Consider the following 17,978-nt stretch of genomic DNA (forward strand, 5'->3'; position numbering starts at 1 on the left):
TGACTTCCTAAGGCTCTCACTTCTTTCAAAGTAAGGGCTCATTTAATCTTATGCTTATTCATCTTTTCTTCAAAAATCTCTGTCATAATCACGCGCAATTCTTCTCTTTCCTTGTCAGGAAGTTCGCCTTGCTGCTTAGCGACAGCGTACAACTCAGGATATTGCTTAGCAACTCGCTCAACCGTCTTGGTCGTCGCATGCCCTCTCACGAAAAAAGGAATCCTCTTAATCCACTCTTGGGGGACAAGTGCCAGAATCTTTTTGGCAGCTTCCTTATCGGAAATTTCTGCGGTGCTGAGCCCTTGATTGATCTGCTCTTGCTCTTTTTCTGTAAAATCTTTTAATTCCATACGCTAAATCTCCCAGTTCTATTTTCTTAATGCTAACTCAAGCATACTACTTATCCTCTACCCACTTATCATTGTCCATGATAAAGGGTTTGGCCAGTCCTTCTCCTGTGTAGTCTTTATATTTGGTCTGCAAGTATTTGTAGACATCTTCCTTGGTCGCAAACTTGATAGCCTGGTAAGGCTCTTCAAAGGTCAGCTTTTCGATAAATAAGTAGCCATCTTTATCTGGAACCAAGACGCCGACATGACCGACAAAGAGAGAATCGCCGTCAAGATTGTCATGAACAATGACAGAGAGCATTCGAGCCTTTTCATTAAACTTGAACTGTTTGAAGTATTCCTCCATCTTCTTAGCATGGACTTTTACATCTTGGGTCGCTTCAGTCTTGACTCTTGAAAACAGAATATTAAATTCTTCCTTATCCTTGGCATCAAAGAGCTTGCCCTTGTCAATCGAATCATTATCTATGAACAAGAGTTCATCATCTTTTTCTATTTGAGGAATTTCGATGCTATTTTTCAGCAAAGTGTAAGTATTAATCCGACAATTTGTCCCGATAAAATCGCCCTTTTTTGCCTGCCACAGAGGATTGATTTTTTCTACATCATATTCGGTTTTGGTAAACTTAGTGAAATCGCCCGTTAATCCAGTGGAGCCGACAAGTCCATTGTAGTCATTGACTAGATTAACAAAGTTATCGACACTGTCTTTATCCAAGTCAGCTGCCAACAAACTCTTGACTTCTTCGACACTCTTTTTACTGTTTAGATTTGAATAAGTCGATGTAGTTTGACTTGTTTCTTTATTTTTCTGCGAACTAGCACATGCTGCCAGCCCAAAAGTCAAAACCAGACAGGCGCAGGACATAATTATTTTGCTGTATTTCTTCATTCTTATTTCTCTCTAATTCTTGTCTTCTACAGACTATTTTGCTTTACAATTTTTCTGATGAGCCTTCAATTTTTTCATGGCCCAGTCATAATGGCTGGAAGTAGCACTTACAAAATAGGAACCTAGTACAGTGCCTCCGACCCATTTATAGACATTTTTTGAAAACAATTCTTCATTTGTAAATGTGTCTGCCAACTTCAAAACATCTTGATGGGACTGATGAAAGATCTCAGTTGCCTCTTCAAGAGAAGTATTCTGATGTTTCTTCCAAAATTCCAGATTCAACCCTCCATAAGTCTTCCAGTTATAGGGCGCAGGAAGAAAGGGCTGCTCTTGCCCCTTTTGATTGGAATGCACCCAATTCAACAAGAGCTGATGCCATTCATAGAGGTGAATCAAAACATCTCTTACATTTTTATCTCGTCTCCAATGGGCCTCTTTCTTCTTTTCATCCCGAGAAAAATCAAAAGGCGTATTTAACTCTTGATCAGACATCTTAGAAATGAGAGTTTGTAGCTTCTCATAGTTTTCCTTAGCAGCCAGCATCAAATCTTCTTTAGTTTTCGGTCTAGGCATAAGATTGCACTCCTTTGCATAGTTTCTCCACTTATCAACAACTACCTTACAATAATCATCAAGAAGGTATGCCCGGAAGCAGGATAATTTTCATCTTGTGAAAATGAAATTTGATAATATTATATCAGAAAGAAGGAAAGAAAGACATTTACTGCTACGGTTAGAGTCTAGAGTAAACTACAAATCCCTTTGGTAAGATGACAAGTTGCTGGTCATCAGTTTGGCAATGGCTCACCAAATCAGCTGAATCTCTGTCTAAGAGATAATTCTCTTTGGACTGATTAAAAATAGCTCGGATTACTTGATGATCATGTTGCCAATCTAAAGCCAGTACATCAGGCTCGATTTCTTCTAGGGTAAATTTCCCATACTGAATAATATCCGCAGTTTCCTTGCGAAGCTGAATTAAGTTCTTCATAAAATTGAGCATGTAATTGCTATCAGACACCCGATCCCAAGGCATGACCCGTCTACAATCCGGGTCCATACCTCCGCCCAATTCTAGCTCAGTCCCATAATAGATACAAGGCGTCCCTCTTTGTAAAAAGAGAAAGGCGAGTGCGGATTTGACAAGCTGGATATCACCTTTGGCAGTCGCCAAAATTCGCTCCGTATCGTGCGAATCCAAGAGATTGAACATGACTTCAGATATCTGCTGCTTGTAGTACATGGACTGGCAGTTAATCTCAGCTATGAATTGACTGGTCTTCTTGCTCCTGCTCAAAAAGTAGTCCTTGATACTATCCGATAGAGGATAGTTCATGACAGCGTGAAACTCGTCGCCATTGAGCCAAGGCTGAGAGGTATGCCAAACCTCTCCAAGAATATAAAGGTCAGGCTTTTTGGCCAAAACAGCCATACGAAAATCTCGCCAGAATTGGTGATCAACCTCGTTAGCCACATCCAGCCGCCATGCATCAATGTCAAAATGTTCAATCCAATAGGTCGCAACGCTTAAGAGATATTCTTTCACCTCAGGATTTGCCGTGTTTAACTTAGGCATATAGCTGGCAAAGGCAAAGGTATGATAAGGGAGTTCTTTTGGATTCTCAAGCTTGTCATTCGTCACTGGGGACTTTTGAATGTGGAACCAGTCTTTGTAAACAGACTTTTCACCATGCTTGAGAACATCCTGCCATTGAGCGGATTGATCGCCCATATGATTGAAAACCGCATCCAGCATGACCTTCATGCCACGCAGATGAGCTTGCTCCACCAGTTGACGGAAAGTCTCCTTGTCCCCAAAGTGTCGATCAATTTCAAAGTAATCCGTCGTATTGTACTTGTGATTGCTTGGAGATTCAAAGATGGGACAGAGGTAAAGCCCTGTAATGCCCAAGTCTTGCAAATAATCCAGATGATCAATAATCCCTTGTAAATCCCCACCAAAGAAATCCGTACTTTTAGGTCTGATAGATGAATCCCAATCTAGAGCTCCTTCTGGCGAAAGTTCAGCATTTCCATTGGCAAAACGTTCTGGAAAAATCTGATACCAGACCGTTTTTGAAACCCAGTCAGGAACCTGACAGCCATCAATCTCATGAATATAAGGGAGTTTAAAGCCATTGCCTTCTAAAGCAAGGTTTTCTGGACAATTATCAGTGAAACCTTTATCACCATACAAGACGCTTTGCCCCTCTTTATCCTCAAGCTCAAACAAATACTGAATCCGAGCAAAGCGCACAGAGACAGCTGCTTGCCAATAATCAAATAAGGAATCAGAGGTCACCTTGACCATCTCTTTTACATCTTCATAAGAATCTTCAAGAAAAACAAAAGGATCGCCATAGTGCAAAACGATTTTCTCTACATCATCTTTCTTAGTCCTTATTCTGATATGAACTTGACCTTCTTTATAAAGGTAGGCATATTCCGACTCCGGTCTATGATAAATGGCTGTTAATTCCATACTTTTCATCTCCTAGACTTCTCTTTCAATTTTTAAAGCAAACGTTTTCATAATGTGACTCTAGTATACTATTTTAAAAAAATGATTGCAAGCTATTGTTCAAGTTTGGGAATAGGAGGTATAGCAGAGAATATTAAAAAGCCTTGGAGACAAGGCTTTTAATGTTCTTTTCAAAACTTAACACAATATATTCTTTAAAATTCTATGCAAAAAGTTCATGATATTAACTACCTACGCGTTCAACATTATTTTCTACATATTACATCTTAAATGCCGTTATCCAAAAACATATTCCGGCTATAAGTAAAATCAGAGTCATAACATATTTTTCTTTCCTACTTTTTGAAATCATGTTCATAATCGTATTCAAAGATAGGTAAGCGGCAAAGAAGAAACAAATATATTTAGTAACCTTAAAAGACAGCCACAAGGGAATACAACCTCCAGCTTACAAAACAATGATCATTGCAAAAATTTGGATAGCTATCGAAATGACTGCCGAAACTTTAAATTTTTTAGGTAAGATTTTATGTTGTCCGCCCATTGTATATTCTCCCAAAGGAAGACCGCAAGCAATAAGAACTATCATAATTGCTATAACTCCAAATAATACAGCACCTTATATTGAAAACATAAACTTTCAAATCATCTAAATGATTTGAAATACAATATTTAGGAACATCGTTTATTTTAATCAACTTCCTATTTATAAACGAAATAAATTTCAACGTAACAATTGATTATTTGTCTAGTAGGAACTCCCTTAGCGTAGTCTCAAAAAAGCAATAAGCAGCATCACTCTTAATATTCAATGTATTCTCGAACCAAGTGCTTGTCCCGAAATTTTGAGATGAAATCCATACGATATTATCATCAACTAAAACCATCTTTGAATGTAAATTTGGTCTTGTTTCAAAAATTAAGTTTTGAAATTCATTCTTAAGATTCTTTAGCGTTGGTAAAGCTATTGAATTTGCATAGATTGTTACATCGTTTTGCTGTTTAAAGAGTTTTTTTAACATTGTGCGAATGTAGTCTAAATTTGGGAGTGTATAGGTCGTAATAATAATTTTTCTATTATGTAATCCATTGAATTTTTGATTCCAATTTAACTGTTTAGAGAATTTAACTTCAACATTATGCAATGTTTTTGATGAAATTGACGGTTTAAAGGGCTCATAAGGAATTTTAGTATAATTTGGTGAAACATAATCCGAACTTTTATGTGAAAAATTGTAAGGCGGTTTCCCGTTTGCTAAATCATCCACAATATTGAGATAATAATTATAGATATCTTGATCCCGAATAATAACACCGGTCTGAAACCAGTCTGACTGATCAATATTTTGAGATCCTAGATACACAAAATTAGGCTCAGCTAGAATAATTTTAGCATGGGTCTTTTCGACTTGAATCACCTCTGAATTAGATACAATCTCCCGAATTAAATCTGCATAATGTTGACTTTGCTTATGTATTTTACTTAATAGGACTCTAACATTTCTTTTTTCACGGAAAAGTTCTTTTACAAATTCATCATCATATAAACTGTAGGTAACGATGTCGATCTTAGCCGAACTAGAAATTTCTTCAAATATACTGTGAAAATCAATATGTGATAATAATTCGATATTATCTAAATGGTATGTGTCCCCTCCATTGTCAGACTTAGATTTTAAATGATATGTTACCATAACTTTTTAACTCGGTTTCCTTTCTATTTATAAATTTATCATATTAGTCAATTTTAAATGCAATCATCTATGACCACTAGTAATACTATAGTCTGTAGTGATGGTTGAATATCATTTTGCATATTAATTTCTCCTGAGCATTATCTGACTATATTATACCACGAACGCGCTTACATAAAATATTAAAAAAGCAAGACCACAACAATAATAATATTGCTTTAGGAGATTGTGAAAAAGATAAAGTTATTTAGGAGTGACTATAGTATAGGGGCTCCAACTTAATTATTTCCTAACATCTGATTCGTTCTTACGAAAGTCAGGCAGTTCTTCAAATTTTGTTAATTCAAAGACGAATGCCTTATCCTCTGGTATATGGATACCCTCGATTTTATAACGTTTATCGCTTTTCTACTCTGGCATGATATGAATGAAGCAAGATTTCTTTCAGGTTCTTATTCATAACTTGCACAATCCCCTTCTGCTCATCCTCTGGTTTTGAAAACTTGAACGAACCTCTAGTTTTAGCACGGCAAACTTGAATTCCCATAACCTTAGTTTCCTTATTGAAAGCAATTAAAACCTGTGCAAGGTAATCAAGTTCTTGTACAATTCCCTTACTAAAAGTGACAAAGTTTTTATTAATCGTCATGCTATAATCGAATGATGCACGTTCAACGGTTACTACTTCTAATCTAAAATCTTTAAAACTCATAGTTTTCCTCTTTCTTATTTAAATACTTCTTTGATATCCTTAGTTTTCCAACTAGGGTCAAGTACAATATACTTCCTCAACTTACCTGTTTTAAGCTTTTTGATGTAGAGTTTTGGTGCAATCGCTTTATTTGTAGTTTTCGATCTTCTTGGCAGTTTAAGAAGTTCTTGCACTAATTCCCATCTAGATCCTGGTATGATTGAGCGAATTCCATTTTTTAGATGATACTTAGGCTTCTCACCATTGTTTTTACGAGACTTATGACTGAAGCAATCAACAGTAAAAGTCTTTTAAATGATGATTTCACCCTTGTACTTCTCATTCTTAAGAATGTTATAGATTGCTAGGTTAGACCAATTATCTAGTCCTATGACTGTAGGAATGTGACTATCCATTAATGACTCTACAATCTCTCGAACAGACATGCCATCGATATATGAGTCATAAATGAATCGGACTATTTTTGCTTCTGACTCATATATCACAATACGTCCATATTGGTTTTGTATAGCCGAGTAAATTATGAGTGGGAATGATTGGTATTCCTCTCTTAAATCGTTCTATTACCAACCAAGTGATTGATGCACTCTTTTGCTCACTTTCACCTTGAGCAACGATGGACATAACTCCAATAATAAAATGACTATTTGTATCTAGGGTATTGAGATTGATATCCTCGTTATAAATTCCCACTGGATTTGGTAGAGCCTTAAGTTCTTGATAGATACCAATAAAGTATAACTGATTACGGGCAAACAGACTAACGCTCTTTACAATTATTAAATCGATTTACCTTCACGGCAGTCATCAATCATCTGTTTAAATTGCTCACGCCGCTTAATAGTTGTACCTGAAGCACCTTGGTCCGCATAAATACCAGCAAGTTCCTAGTCTAGATTGTTGTTAATCTTTTCAGTATAGGTTTGTTTCTGAAGTCCAAAACTCCCAGACTGTGATTCATCAAAGTTGCTCCCCCTACAATATGCAGCAACGCGCAACTTGGTAGTCTTTACATCAGTAAACTCACGCTTAGCTAGAATAATTTCAGCTGTATGTTCATTTTCGAATGCGTCAAGAATACGCTATTGCTGGTGAGTAGTCTTTCTTGGATTCCTTCTTACCATATGTTTTATCTCCTTTCCAGAAACCTACAATTGTAGTATATAAAATAAAAGGAGTGGGAAAGAACCCTGACTGGTTAAAAAGAGTTCGTTTTCCCACCCCCGTACAGTTGATTAGGTCATCTTTGGAGCTTAAAAAGCGAACGAACATACCAATCAACCACTGCGTCATACAGTTACGCCTATTAAACATCGAAGGCTGGACATTTTTTGCCCAGCCACTTCAAATTACTCTAATCTATAGATTAAAACTTAAATTCGTTATATTCTTCATTGAGAACTTTCATAAGTTTATCAAGTCTTGCCAAAAAATACTGTTCTTCTGAAGAAAGATATTCACCCGAAGAAATTTTCGTTATTAACTTATCTTTCTCACCAGTAAGAATATCAAAAGTTAAGTAAGCACAGGCATCAAATCCTTCATATTTAGGACTATCGATCCCACTTTTTAACGCATTAGCAATAATAGAATCTACCACAATATAACTCCAATCTATATAACACTACAAAAGAGTATTCCATTATCTGCAATACTCTTTTGTAGTGTCTCGCTAGCTCTGCATAAACGCTACCGAAGCTCCTCACCGCTGCGACGAGACACATTATAAATTTTGAACCCTGCGAAATTATTAACGCCATAATCTTGCCCTCCATTACATTCAATGCATTGAACAACCCATCGCTTACTAAGTCTATAAGTATTTCTATACCAACTTGTGTGGACAAAAGCAAAAAGGTCGAGGAGTCTGAAATATCGGTTAGCAGCAAATGATGAGGAGGGGAGTCGAACCCCTATCCCCGATAACAGAGGATTCAATATTTCAATCTTATTCTATCATGAAATTTTCAAATAAACAATCATAATTTTACTCTTAATGTTCTCAAAAATAACACCTCAAGCTATGTTAAGAAATTCATCAACAACATCTACAAATTTCCCCAAGACCAAATCTTGCCTAAGTTTCATATATAAGAGGGTACACATTCATTCCCATAAAGCCATGCTCATTAGTAATAAATGTATACCCTAAGTGTAAATGGAAATAAAAACTCAGTAACACCACCTATCGGACCAAGACACTCAACTGTTGCTCTCAGTCTGATACTTCCTCATACATCACAAAAATCCTTAAAATCAAAGCTTTTCATTATTGCGATTTATCAAAAGGTTTCTAGGCTTTTACAAGCAAACCTACACACTCCACATGTGCTGACGTTAGCTACCTATACTGTGAAACGAAATGTAGAGGGTCAGCATATTTGAATTAAACCATTAAACGTAACTAATGTGCTTTTCTACCAACGTAGACAAAGTTCAGGAGGTCTCTAAATTTTTCTCTCTCAATACTATCATGAAGCATATTAGAATATTTGATATTTTAGGGGAAGAACATTTGAAAATTCAATACAGTGAACACTATTCTAATCTCATAAATTAAAAATTTGATATCGTTGTACTAACCAATTAAGTTCTTCAACATAATCTTCGTTTAACATTTTTATACTGATATTTTCAGACAGAGTTTTTTTTATTATCCATTACATCGCTCTTCTATACTCCTTAGTTAACTTTATTGTATATTATAAATGGAAAAAAGCTAATCATCTTATTTTGTAAACTATGTATCATTTTATTTATCGAGTTTTATCACCTTATCATAGCGCTTCAAGTCCTCTTCGCTGTAGTGATGAATCACTTCTACAAGTGCTTGTGGGAGATAGAAGAGAAGCTGGCTGATTTTCTCTTGGTTTTTAAGATCCAGATTGGCTTTGACCTCATCAGCCAGGATAAATTGGCGATTCTGATAGAGCGCGCGGGCAATTTCTAGCCGCTGCTTCTCACCGCCTGACAGAGTTTGATTGCTGGGTGTTTTACCTTGGAGAGCTTTCAAACCGGTTTGCTGCAGAATCTCTTCCATCCTTCTGGAATCAAGTTCTTGTCCCAAAGCGATATTTTCTTCTAGTGTCAATCCATCAAAGATATGACTTGACTGGAGAATGTAGGCTCCTGCCTGATAGAGTTCATCCGAGCTTAGCTCTTGTCCATGGTAACGAATCCGACCTTGACTAGGCTTGATTTCTCCATAGATAAGGTTCAATAAGGTTGTTTTCCCAGACCCGCTTTCTCCGATAATGGCAATCTTTTCCCCTTCCCCAATGGTAAGGTCGCAAGGGGCTAGGATTTCTCGACCATCACGCTCTACGCTGACTTGATCTAGCTGGATAGGAAAGACGGAACCTTCAAGAACAGAAGGCATTTTCCACTCCTCTCCCAGCAATTTTTGATACTTATCACAGAGAGACTTGGCTGATTTTCTAGTATTGATAAAGTAAGATAACTCCTGAAATTGGTAGCCAATATTATGCGATACTAGGTAAATCCCAACAAAGCTGGCTGCAGATAGGTAGTTATAAAAGGTCATGAAACCACCAATGACAATAGGCGCAACCGAGCAAAAAGCATCAATCCCATTGATAAAGAGACTGTTTAGCGTCCGTTGCTTTTCATAGGCGATTTCTTGCTCTAAAGCCTTGTGCAAATCTTTGGAAAACAGTTTGTAAAATAAGCTTTGTCCCCGATAATGCCGTATGGAACGAGCACCCGCAATCATATTGGTCACTTGAGAGACATAGCTCTGGTTAGCTAGGGACTTCTGCTCAGAAATCGCATCCAAGCGTTTGGAACCTATGCTACTACAAAGAACCGGTATCGAATAAAAAATGATAAAGAGCAAGCCGAGATAAAAATTTGTCCAGAGAGCATAGCAGATGGAGACAGTTGTAAATCCCAAAGAAGAAATGATAATGACAGTAGGCTCAATATAGTTATCTTCTAGCTGTTTCACATCATTTTCCAGGTCGGACAAAACCTCTTCATCCGCTATCCGACGGCTATATAAGAAAGTCTGAAAGATAGCCTGCTTAATGCCCGACTTGAAGTCCGTCAGCACTCGTGCATAGTAATAGCGTTTCCCCGCCAAACCCAGCAAGAGAATCAAATTCCCCACAATCCCCCAAATCAAGACCTGCCACAGCAAATGCAACTGGTGATTGGTAAAACTAGAGACAATATACTGAATCAAAGCGGGTGTAATGACAGCCTCCAGCCAAGTAATCATAATCGCCACAAAATAGAAGAATAAATACTTTTTAGTTACATAAGATCTAAGCATAGCGTATAAACCTCCTGAAGTTATTTACCAACTTAGATGGTCTTTTTTTATCTAGACGGGGATATAAGGGCTTAAAAAACCTTTATCTAAAATGTTCCTATGCTTTCACCAGCAGAGCTACACACTCAACATGTGGTGATATAGCATCCCTGCACCATAGAACGAATATAGTCAGCCAAGTTTAAAATTATACTATGGAATGAAATTATTTATCTTTATTTAATGCTTTTAGTAGCAGTCGCTCTGTTGTTGAAGAATAAAGATATTTTCTTAACGAATCACTTGCTCTCTTAAACCTGTATAATAACTCCAAGTCGTCATAAATAGACCAAGATAAAAGAGAAAGTTCCTCTTTCCTCCTCTTCTCAATTTTCTCTTGAGTAAAATCATACGGATAAGTGTGGCGTTTATCTAATTTAGAAGTCATCCCCTTTTTAGTATAGAAAGATCTTTCGATTTCCTCTTCTTTATTCAATAAAGGAAAATCAAAAAAATTAAGATACCAGATATCAAATCGTTTAACTGAGAATATTCGTGTATATTTCCTTAAGCTATCACTAGATAATTTACTCATAATTTCTCGAAACTCAGTCAAATCAGTTATCTCAACAAATCTAAATGTCTCAATCTCTCTGGGTATATAATACTTCTTCCCAACTAATGCACTATAGTTAGGAATTTCCTTTTCTAAAAACATTTCAACAATTGAGTCTTGGCAATTAATAATATAATCAAAATTCTCAGATAATTGATAAATATGATTATCAATCCAAATCAATAATTTTTCGTACAATAAGACAACTTCTTCAAAATATTGACTATTTTCCTTATCAATCATTTTTCGAACATCACGTTTTTGACTATAGAAATAGAAGAAAAAGACGATTGGTAATATCGTCATCAAAGCTACAAGGGCTGGTAACCTTGAAAAGATATCACCAATATTTACTTTCATTTGTAAAATACCTCTTAGAAATTCTTGAAGCTTATACAAATAATAATCAATATCTCCTCTCAATATTCTCAATGAAAAACAAGCAAATAAAAATGCAAAGAGCATAGGGACACTTATTATAATTCTAAAAATACTAACTAATAACTGAGTCAAGGAGAGCTTAGATAACCCTCTCCAGACTGAACTTTTTTCACCACTACCATAAGTTACCCAACCTAAACGTAATAATCGACTTAGTCTTAGTAAATAATAATTCAATCTAATTATGTAAAGGGTAATCCCTAACTTTTTCATTCTTATTGCATATCGTCCCAATCTATTTAACCAATAACTTATTTTGCTAAAAATCTTTATTATTACTAAATCATATATGAGTAATACTAAAAGTAATTCTATCCAATATATAAAAGTTAGAGGTAACAAATTTCCTTGAGAAGCGTTCAAATTAGTAGAAATAACTTCACTAACTATAATTTTCCAAAAAAATGGTAACAGTGCTACCACTATAAGTAGCAACATATATTTAAATATTTTACTGATCTTCATATTTTCAACTCTCTCATAATTTTTTGTCCAATAGTATCTAAGTTTTCTAACCACTTATCATACTCATCATAGATATACAATATTGTATTAAATAATTTCAAAAAATCTTTTTCTTCGATTTCCTTCTCCCAACGACCATGTCCCACCATATGTCTATTTGGTTCATCAAGTGTAAATCTATTCGTATCTTTGAAAAAATTATACAACCAATGCATTAGCCCTACATCACTAAACGACTTCTCGATAAATATAGTATCAATTTCTTCAACCGCTTTATACCCAACGGGTATTCTCTTGCTTGAAGAAGTCCTTTCGGAAACTCTATTTAGTCCGCCATCAATCGCCAAACTGCCTAAAGTGTATGCTGCATAGAAATTTTGATTTAAATAGCACTCAACCATTGATTTTACTAAGGTTTCTGAGTAACATTCCGACTTTTGCAAGTCAATAATAAAGTCCCTATCTCTTAGTTTGTACCTAAGTAACTCAATCCATTCTTCCTCCAAGTAATTCCATTCCTCAGCAAGTATATGCTGATAAACATTTTTATCACGAAAATAAATAACCCAACCACTTTCTGCCAAAAGTTTAACTCCAGAAATAATCTGTTTAATTTCCTCATTTGTGTATGTCGAAGGCAGTGACTTTAAAAGTTCATTGATGTTACTAAAAATCTTTGAATAATCAATCTGATAGCTAGCAATTAACTTTTTAGTGGATTCTGCAATGTTTTGAATTGCTTGCAAGTGTGTACTCGACAACATATTATTGTACGAAGCAATTACTTCTGACATAGCATCGATAGCACTTTTATCCATTTGAATTGATGAAGTCAGACTTGCCGAAGGAGTCGTAAAATTAGCTATATTCATTAATTTAGATGCACTTAATTGCATTGAAGTCGCAATGAATCCTGAAATATCGGAAGAATTTACTGCTGACTGAAAGCTACTAAGAGTATCAGACAAAATAGAAATAGCTGCAATATTTTGTCCCAATTTGATCTTCTCAGAAAGTTTTGCTACGTTGTTTACCGCAATTTTTATAGAATCTCTTTCCACTTTCTTCGCATCATTACTATCAATCATTTAGTCCTCCAAACAGCTTACTTATATAGTTCATTATACCACTAAAGCCACAAAAAGAATGCAACCAAACAGTCACAGTCTCTTACAATTCTATCTCTGCTCCATCTAAAAATTTAACAGAAACATTTTCTTTTTCGATAGTGATTCCATCCAATACCTAGAATATAATTAACCCATTAAAATCCTATTTTATTCTCCAAACTAACAATTTTAGTTGTTAACTGTAGTAATATTCTAAAAAGTTATCAACTTCTTTCAGTCCATAATATTTTTCTATAAAAATTTCTAGATTTTCCGTAAGAATATAAACTGCTATTCTACTTCTACTTCGCTGATACCTCAAGTGGTACAAGCAGTGATATCGTCTAAACACGTGGTGAAAGCTTTCTTCTTTACTATCTGACGAATAAAAGTGAAAATGATTTTAAATTAATACCGTAAAACAATACTACATTTCCCAAAATGGCATAACAACATTGGTAAAGTTATTACTCCTACACCCCTTTGACTTATTACACTGTTCACAAGTAAGTTGCCAATTGGATGGATCATTATTTCCTCCATTTTGTAAAGGGATAATATGGTCAAAGTTTTCCTTTGTCACTGTTGTATGTGCTTTCGATAGGTCACAACCACAAATAGAACATCTATACTTATCTCTATAAATTATTGCATTCTTTAACCAAACGGGTATATATTTCGCTCGATATAAAATCCCATTTTCTTTTAGAATCTCGGGATATTTGTCTTTTTCTATTTTACTGATATACTGAGCACATTGGAAATTAAACTCATATAAGAAATTCTTATTCCAAAATAAATTAGTAAACACATCATTAACAAAATGGTCAAGCGCAACATCAAAAAAAAGTTTAAATAACTGGGTCGCATATTCTTCTAACTCTTCTGTAGAGTCATCATAAGCAAATTCAGAAATATCCAATCTCCCCACTTTAGAATAATCAATATCGTAATTTTCAAGAATTGAAAACATTTCCTTTATTCCTTCTACTGGAAAATGCTTATCAAGCAACCATTCTATAGAATAAACAACAAGGTATTCAATGTATTTATGTATCGCTGTAACTTTTTGTGGCTTAATCCAACACTCCAATACATCTTCATAATAATCTTCTAACCAAAAAAACACATCCATAGACTGATCAGTGTCAGTACTTGATTTAATAACTAATGAAGCATACTCCATTACCACATTTAAATTTGGATTAGTTATTTTACTCATATTTCCCTCCGTAAATAAAATATTATTACATTTATATTAAAAATACAGAAAAAACATTAGAAACAATGATTTCTACTCTTGTTATTGCCTTACTTTTATTCTATTAAATTACCTTAGTAGTTCGGACTTACCGTATCATTTCGTCGGTTTCCCTCCATTCTACGAGTCCTATTCCATAGGCGGAACATCTGCTTCTACTTCACTGAGGTCTCAGCTCGAATAAGCAGTGATACCGCCTCAACATGTGCTGACGTTAGCTTCCTATACTATGAAACGAAATATGGCGCATCTGAATGTTTGAATTAAACCATTAAACGTAAGTCATTCATTCAAAATAGACTTGTTCTGTAGTTCTTCATCTGCAACAATCTTTGAAGCTACTACCTTATCGAATAATTCAAATTCTATCTCTACAAAATAGATAAACGAATCCGCAATTTCTAGAAGCTTGGGATTCAGCTCCTCTCTAGCCGGAATACCTATTGCCACATTTTTACCATTATCTTGAATAGACCACCAAGTTTTCTCATAAGCTGAATCAGAAAGGTGAACAAAGCCTGACATTTCCTTGTATACTTTATCAATCTTAGGACAGTACAAAGCCAGTCTGCTTCTCAACCTCACATCCGTCATTAATTTCCCATCATCATCTTTTAGTCTATTTATAGAGATTCCTTCTAAAAAACTGCTAATAAATTTCTTTCTATCCTCCGATATAAAAGCTGCAAACACTCGCATCAAATTATCTAATTGAACTCTAAGTAAAACTCCCGAACAAGAAATATTTCTTTCCCTAAGCATTATTGAGAGACCATCCAACACATCAACTAATTTTCCCAATGCAGATGTAAAAAACTGATCTTTCTGGAATAAATTGTTACCAATTATACCTTTAGAAAGTTCAACTGCTTCAGTCCTTAAGTTTTTAAATCTACTTAACTTCTTATCAAGCTCTTCAAAATAGTCCTCGTTTAATATTTTAGTGTTTACAGATTTATTGGATTGTGATGGCTCATCAATGCTACTCATTCTGGGCTTCTCCTCTGTTTAATTACTAGTTCTATTTTACCCCATAAACGCAAAAAAGGCCATAGTTAGAGCACCTCCTCTCTTAACTATGGCCTTATAAATTTACTTCTGTTCCTTCTAAAAATTTGATAGAGATACTGCCGTCTTCACCAAGAGTAATCTTCTCAAGCACCTGGCACATCTTTCTTCTATTGAATTGTTCCTGATCACTATCAAGCATCTCCTGTAATTGCGCCGCATGATACTTTTCCAGCTTTTGTTCTTCGCTAAAGTTAGCCCACTTTTCTTCTAGCTTTCCCTTATTTTCTCGAAGAACCTCGATGGCCCTGAGGAAAGCCTGCTGCAGCGTTTCCTCATCAATATGACGATTGATACAGCCCTGAACTCCTTTAACCTTGTACCGGTTATTGCACTGCCAGACAGGACGTTTCCCTCTGCTCGTGGTCCAGTTCTTTCTGCCAAACAGACCACCGCATTCTTTACAGAATACTTTGCAAGTGAACGGGTTTTGTTCGCACTGAATAATGTAAAAATTGATGTGATTGTCCTGCCTAAACTGATTTCTCCGCTCCACCTCGAGCTGAACCAACTCCCATTCTTCCTTATTAATAATGGCTTCATGGTTGCCCTCGATATAGTATTGGTTGACCTGTCCCTGGTTCTCACTGCGCTTCTTGGTCAGAAAATCCACCGTATAGGTTTTCTGCAAGAGGGCATCTCCCATGTACTTCTCGTTTTGAAGCATTCTTTGAATGGTAGTCGGATACCAGTTAGCTTTCCCATTCCAACCTGGAACCCCTTCTTCTTTTAAAGTTCTTGCTATACTTTCTGGCGTTTCTCCTTGTAAAAAATCCCGAAAGATTCGTCTGACAATCTTGGCTTGCTCCTCATTGATGACGAGATTTCCATTGTCTCCTTTGTCATATCCTACAAACTTGGTTGTGTTGACTCTTATCTCGCCTCGTTCAAACTTCTTTCTAATCCCCCAAGTCGCATTCTCTGATATGGACCGGGATTCATCTTGGGCCAAGGAAGAAAGAATAGTTAATAGCACCTCTCCTTTGGCATCCAGACTGTCAATATTCTCCTTTTCAAAAGTGACCCCAATTCCTAGCTCTTTAAGCTCTCGGACATATTTTAAGCAGTCCAGCGTGTTCCTGGAAAAACGGCTGATAGACTTCACAATGATTCTATCCACCTTGCCTTTTCGGCAGTCTGCTATCAACCGATTAAACTCAGTACGTTTTTTGGTATTGGTTCCTGAAATCCCTTCATCCGCATAAATATCAACCAAGTCGTAGAGAGGATTCTGCCGAATGTAGTCCTGGTAGTAACGGACCTGGTTCTCATAGCTTGATAGCTGTTCGTCTTGGTCTGTGGACACTCGGCAGTAAGCCGCCATCCGAATTTTCTGAATGTGTTGCTTCTGCTCGACTTGTATCGTTTTCTTGGCAGGAATAACTGTAATGTTTTTGGCCACTGATGTTCTCCTCCTTTACCACGGTGGGTTCATAGACACTCCAATCCTGAACTGCACTGTCCGGCACGCGCATACCAATACAGGCAGCTTTTCCTTCACGGATATACTTGCTGCAGACCCATACAACCTTTCCTTTGTAGTACTTCTGCCGTTTTAAAGTAGAGCCACAATGCCCGCATTTCAATAAGCCACTCAAAGGATACCGCCGGTTGTAATCAAAGCTTAGGTTTGCCTTTCTATTCTGTTGCAGGCGCTTTTGAACGGTTTCCCAATCTTCTCTGGATACAATGGCTTCATGGTTATCCGTAATCAGGTACTGCTGAACTTGACCTTGGTTGAGTCGTTGTTTGGCCTTGATTTCCGCAAAAAAGTATTTTTGAAGGATTGCATCACCCTTATATTTTTCGTTTTTTAGAATATTGGTAATGGTACTTGAATACCATTGCCCACCGTCTACCGTAGCAACTTTCTCTTCATTGAAAAGCTTTGCGATGGCATGAACTCCCTTGCCAGATAAATAAAGGTTATAAATTCGTTGGACGATTTTAGCTTCTTCAGGATTGATGATTAACTCACCATTCTCATCCTTGTCATAGCCTAAAAAGCGCTTGGTGTTAATTACCAGCTCTCCTCGCTGGAACTTCTTCTGAAAAGCCCAGCGTTGGTTCTCACTCATATTCCGCAGTTCTTCTTCTGCGTAACTGGCAAGAACCGTAAGCATGACTTCCCCCTCATTTGACAAGGTATGGAGATTTTGTTCTTCAAAGAAGATATCCACTTGGATGGCTTTCAGCTCTCGGCTTACTTCAAGCAAGAGTTCTGTATTTCTGGCAAAACGGGAAATGGACTTAGTATGAATCACATCAATCTTTCCAGACCTGCAATCCTCCAGCATCTGCTGAAAGCCTGGGCGCTTAGCTAGTTTTCCCGAAATCCCCTGATCATAATAAACCCCGATAAAGTCAACATCTTTTTTATTTTGATAGAGATGGCTATAGTAGGCTTGCTGATTGGTGAGGGAATCTTGTTGCTTTTCTGTCATGGTTGAAACCCGCGCATAAGCACAGACTCGTTTCTTTTCTGGCTTCATCCCACTCTCCTTTCTTCCTTACTATATATCACTCTAAAGTCTGAATTTATCAAGTATTCAGCCCACTCATTCAAGCATTTTTTAAATCCAAATGCTGTATATGTAAAGAGACTGCATGGA

General features: G+C 36.4%; 14 protein-coding genes and 2 pseudogenes. All 16 read right to left on the bottom strand.

Going from position 1 to position 17,978, the window contains the following annotated elements; genetic code table 11:
- Positions 1 to 38: 38 nt before the first annotated feature.
- The 16 genes and pseudogenes from K4I03_RS02680 to K4I03_RS02760 all read right to left on the bottom strand — a co-directional run bounded on the left by K4I03_RS02680 (position 39) and on the right by K4I03_RS02760 (position 17,858).
- Positions 39 to 350, bottom strand: a complete 312-nt coding sequence (locus tag K4I03_RS02680; protein ID WP_227963643.1) for a hypothetical protein — start codon at positions 348 to 350, stop codon at positions 39 to 41.
- A 46-nt stretch (positions 351 to 396) separates the two neighbouring features.
- On the bottom strand, positions 397 to 1,242 hold the full coding sequence (locus tag K4I03_RS02685) for a DUF4300 family protein (RefSeq protein ID WP_227963644.1): 846 nt from the start codon (positions 1,240 to 1,242) through the stop codon (positions 397 to 399).
- A 33-nt stretch (positions 1,243 to 1,275) separates the two neighbouring features.
- Positions 1,276 to 1,818, bottom strand: coding sequence for a ClbS/DfsB family four-helix bundle protein (locus tag K4I03_RS02690; protein WP_227963645.1), 543 nt, complete (start codon positions 1,816 to 1,818; stop codon positions 1,276 to 1,278).
- Positions 1,819 to 1,978: 160 nt separating this feature from the next.
- Positions 1,979 to 3,727, bottom strand: a complete 1,749-nt coding sequence (locus K4I03_RS02695; protein WP_227963646.1) for a glycoside hydrolase family 13 protein — start codon at positions 3,725 to 3,727, stop codon at positions 1,979 to 1,981.
- A 259-nt stretch (positions 3,728 to 3,986) separates the two neighbouring features.
- Positions 3,987 to 4,316, bottom strand: a pseudogene (locus K4I03_RS02700) (hypothetical protein).
- 151 nt (positions 4,317 to 4,467) lie between these two features.
- Entirely contained in the window at positions 4,468 to 5,421 is a 954-nt protein-coding gene (locus K4I03_RS02705; RefSeq protein WP_227963647.1) for a phospholipase D-like domain-containing protein, read from the bottom strand.
- Positions 5,422 to 5,818: 397 nt separating this feature from the next.
- Positions 5,819 to 6,133, bottom strand: a complete 315-nt coding sequence (locus K4I03_RS02710; RefSeq protein WP_227963648.1) for a hypothetical protein — start codon at positions 6,131 to 6,133, stop codon at positions 5,819 to 5,821.
- A 14-nt stretch (positions 6,134 to 6,147) separates the two neighbouring features.
- Positions 6,148 to 7,212, bottom strand: a pseudogene (locus K4I03_RS12600) (recombinase family protein).
- A 287-nt stretch (positions 7,213 to 7,499) separates the two neighbouring features.
- Positions 7,500 to 7,733: a hypothetical protein gene (locus K4I03_RS02725; protein ID WP_045773285.1), complete on the bottom strand. Its 234-nt coding sequence runs from the start codon at positions 7,731 to 7,733 to the stop codon at positions 7,500 to 7,502.
- Positions 7,734 to 8,885: 1,152 nt separating this feature from the next.
- Positions 8,886 to 10,427, bottom strand: a complete 1,542-nt coding sequence (gene gggC, locus K4I03_RS02730; protein WP_227963650.1) for a streptosactin export ABC transporter GggC — start codon at positions 10,425 to 10,427, stop codon at positions 8,886 to 8,888.
- Positions 10,428 to 10,632: 205 nt separating this feature from the next.
- Positions 10,633 to 11,928 carry a hypothetical protein gene (locus tag K4I03_RS02735; protein ID WP_227963651.1) on the bottom strand — a complete coding sequence of 432 codons (1,296 nt, stop codon included), beginning with the start codon at positions 11,926 to 11,928 and terminating at the stop codon, positions 10,633 to 10,635.
- Positions 11,925 to 13,016, bottom strand: a complete 1,092-nt coding sequence (locus K4I03_RS02740) for a hypothetical protein (RefSeq protein WP_227963652.1) — start codon at positions 13,014 to 13,016, stop codon at positions 11,925 to 11,927. The genes K4I03_RS02735 and K4I03_RS02740 overlap by 4 nt, the downstream gene beginning before the upstream one ends.
- 448 nt (positions 13,017 to 13,464) lie before the next feature.
- Entirely contained in the window at positions 13,465 to 14,259 is a 795-nt protein-coding gene (locus tag K4I03_RS02745; protein ID WP_227963653.1) for an HNH endonuclease, read from the bottom strand.
- A gap of 321 nt (positions 14,260 to 14,580) precedes the next feature.
- Positions 14,581 to 15,288, bottom strand: a complete 708-nt coding sequence (locus tag K4I03_RS02750; protein WP_227963654.1) for a hypothetical protein — start codon at positions 15,286 to 15,288, stop codon at positions 14,581 to 14,583.
- Positions 15,289 to 15,382: 94 nt separating this feature from the next.
- The gene (locus tag K4I03_RS02755; protein WP_457853175.1) at positions 15,383 to 16,747 is read right to left on the bottom strand and encodes a recombinase family protein; all 1,365 of its coding nucleotides are present in this window, start codon (positions 16,745 to 16,747) and stop codon (positions 15,383 to 15,385) included.
- On the bottom strand, positions 16,635 to 17,858 hold the full coding sequence (locus tag K4I03_RS02760; protein WP_227963655.1) for a recombinase family protein: 1,224 nt from the start codon (positions 17,856 to 17,858) through the stop codon (positions 16,635 to 16,637). Before K4I03_RS02760 ends, K4I03_RS02755 begins: the two co-directional genes overlap by 113 nt.
- Positions 17,859 to 17,978 lie beyond the last annotated feature (120 nt).

The organism is Streptococcus sanguinis (assembly GCF_020729725.1).
In the GTDB taxonomy this organism is placed as follows: domain Bacteria; phylum Bacillota; class Bacilli; order Lactobacillales; family Streptococcaceae; genus Streptococcus; species Streptococcus sanguinis_V.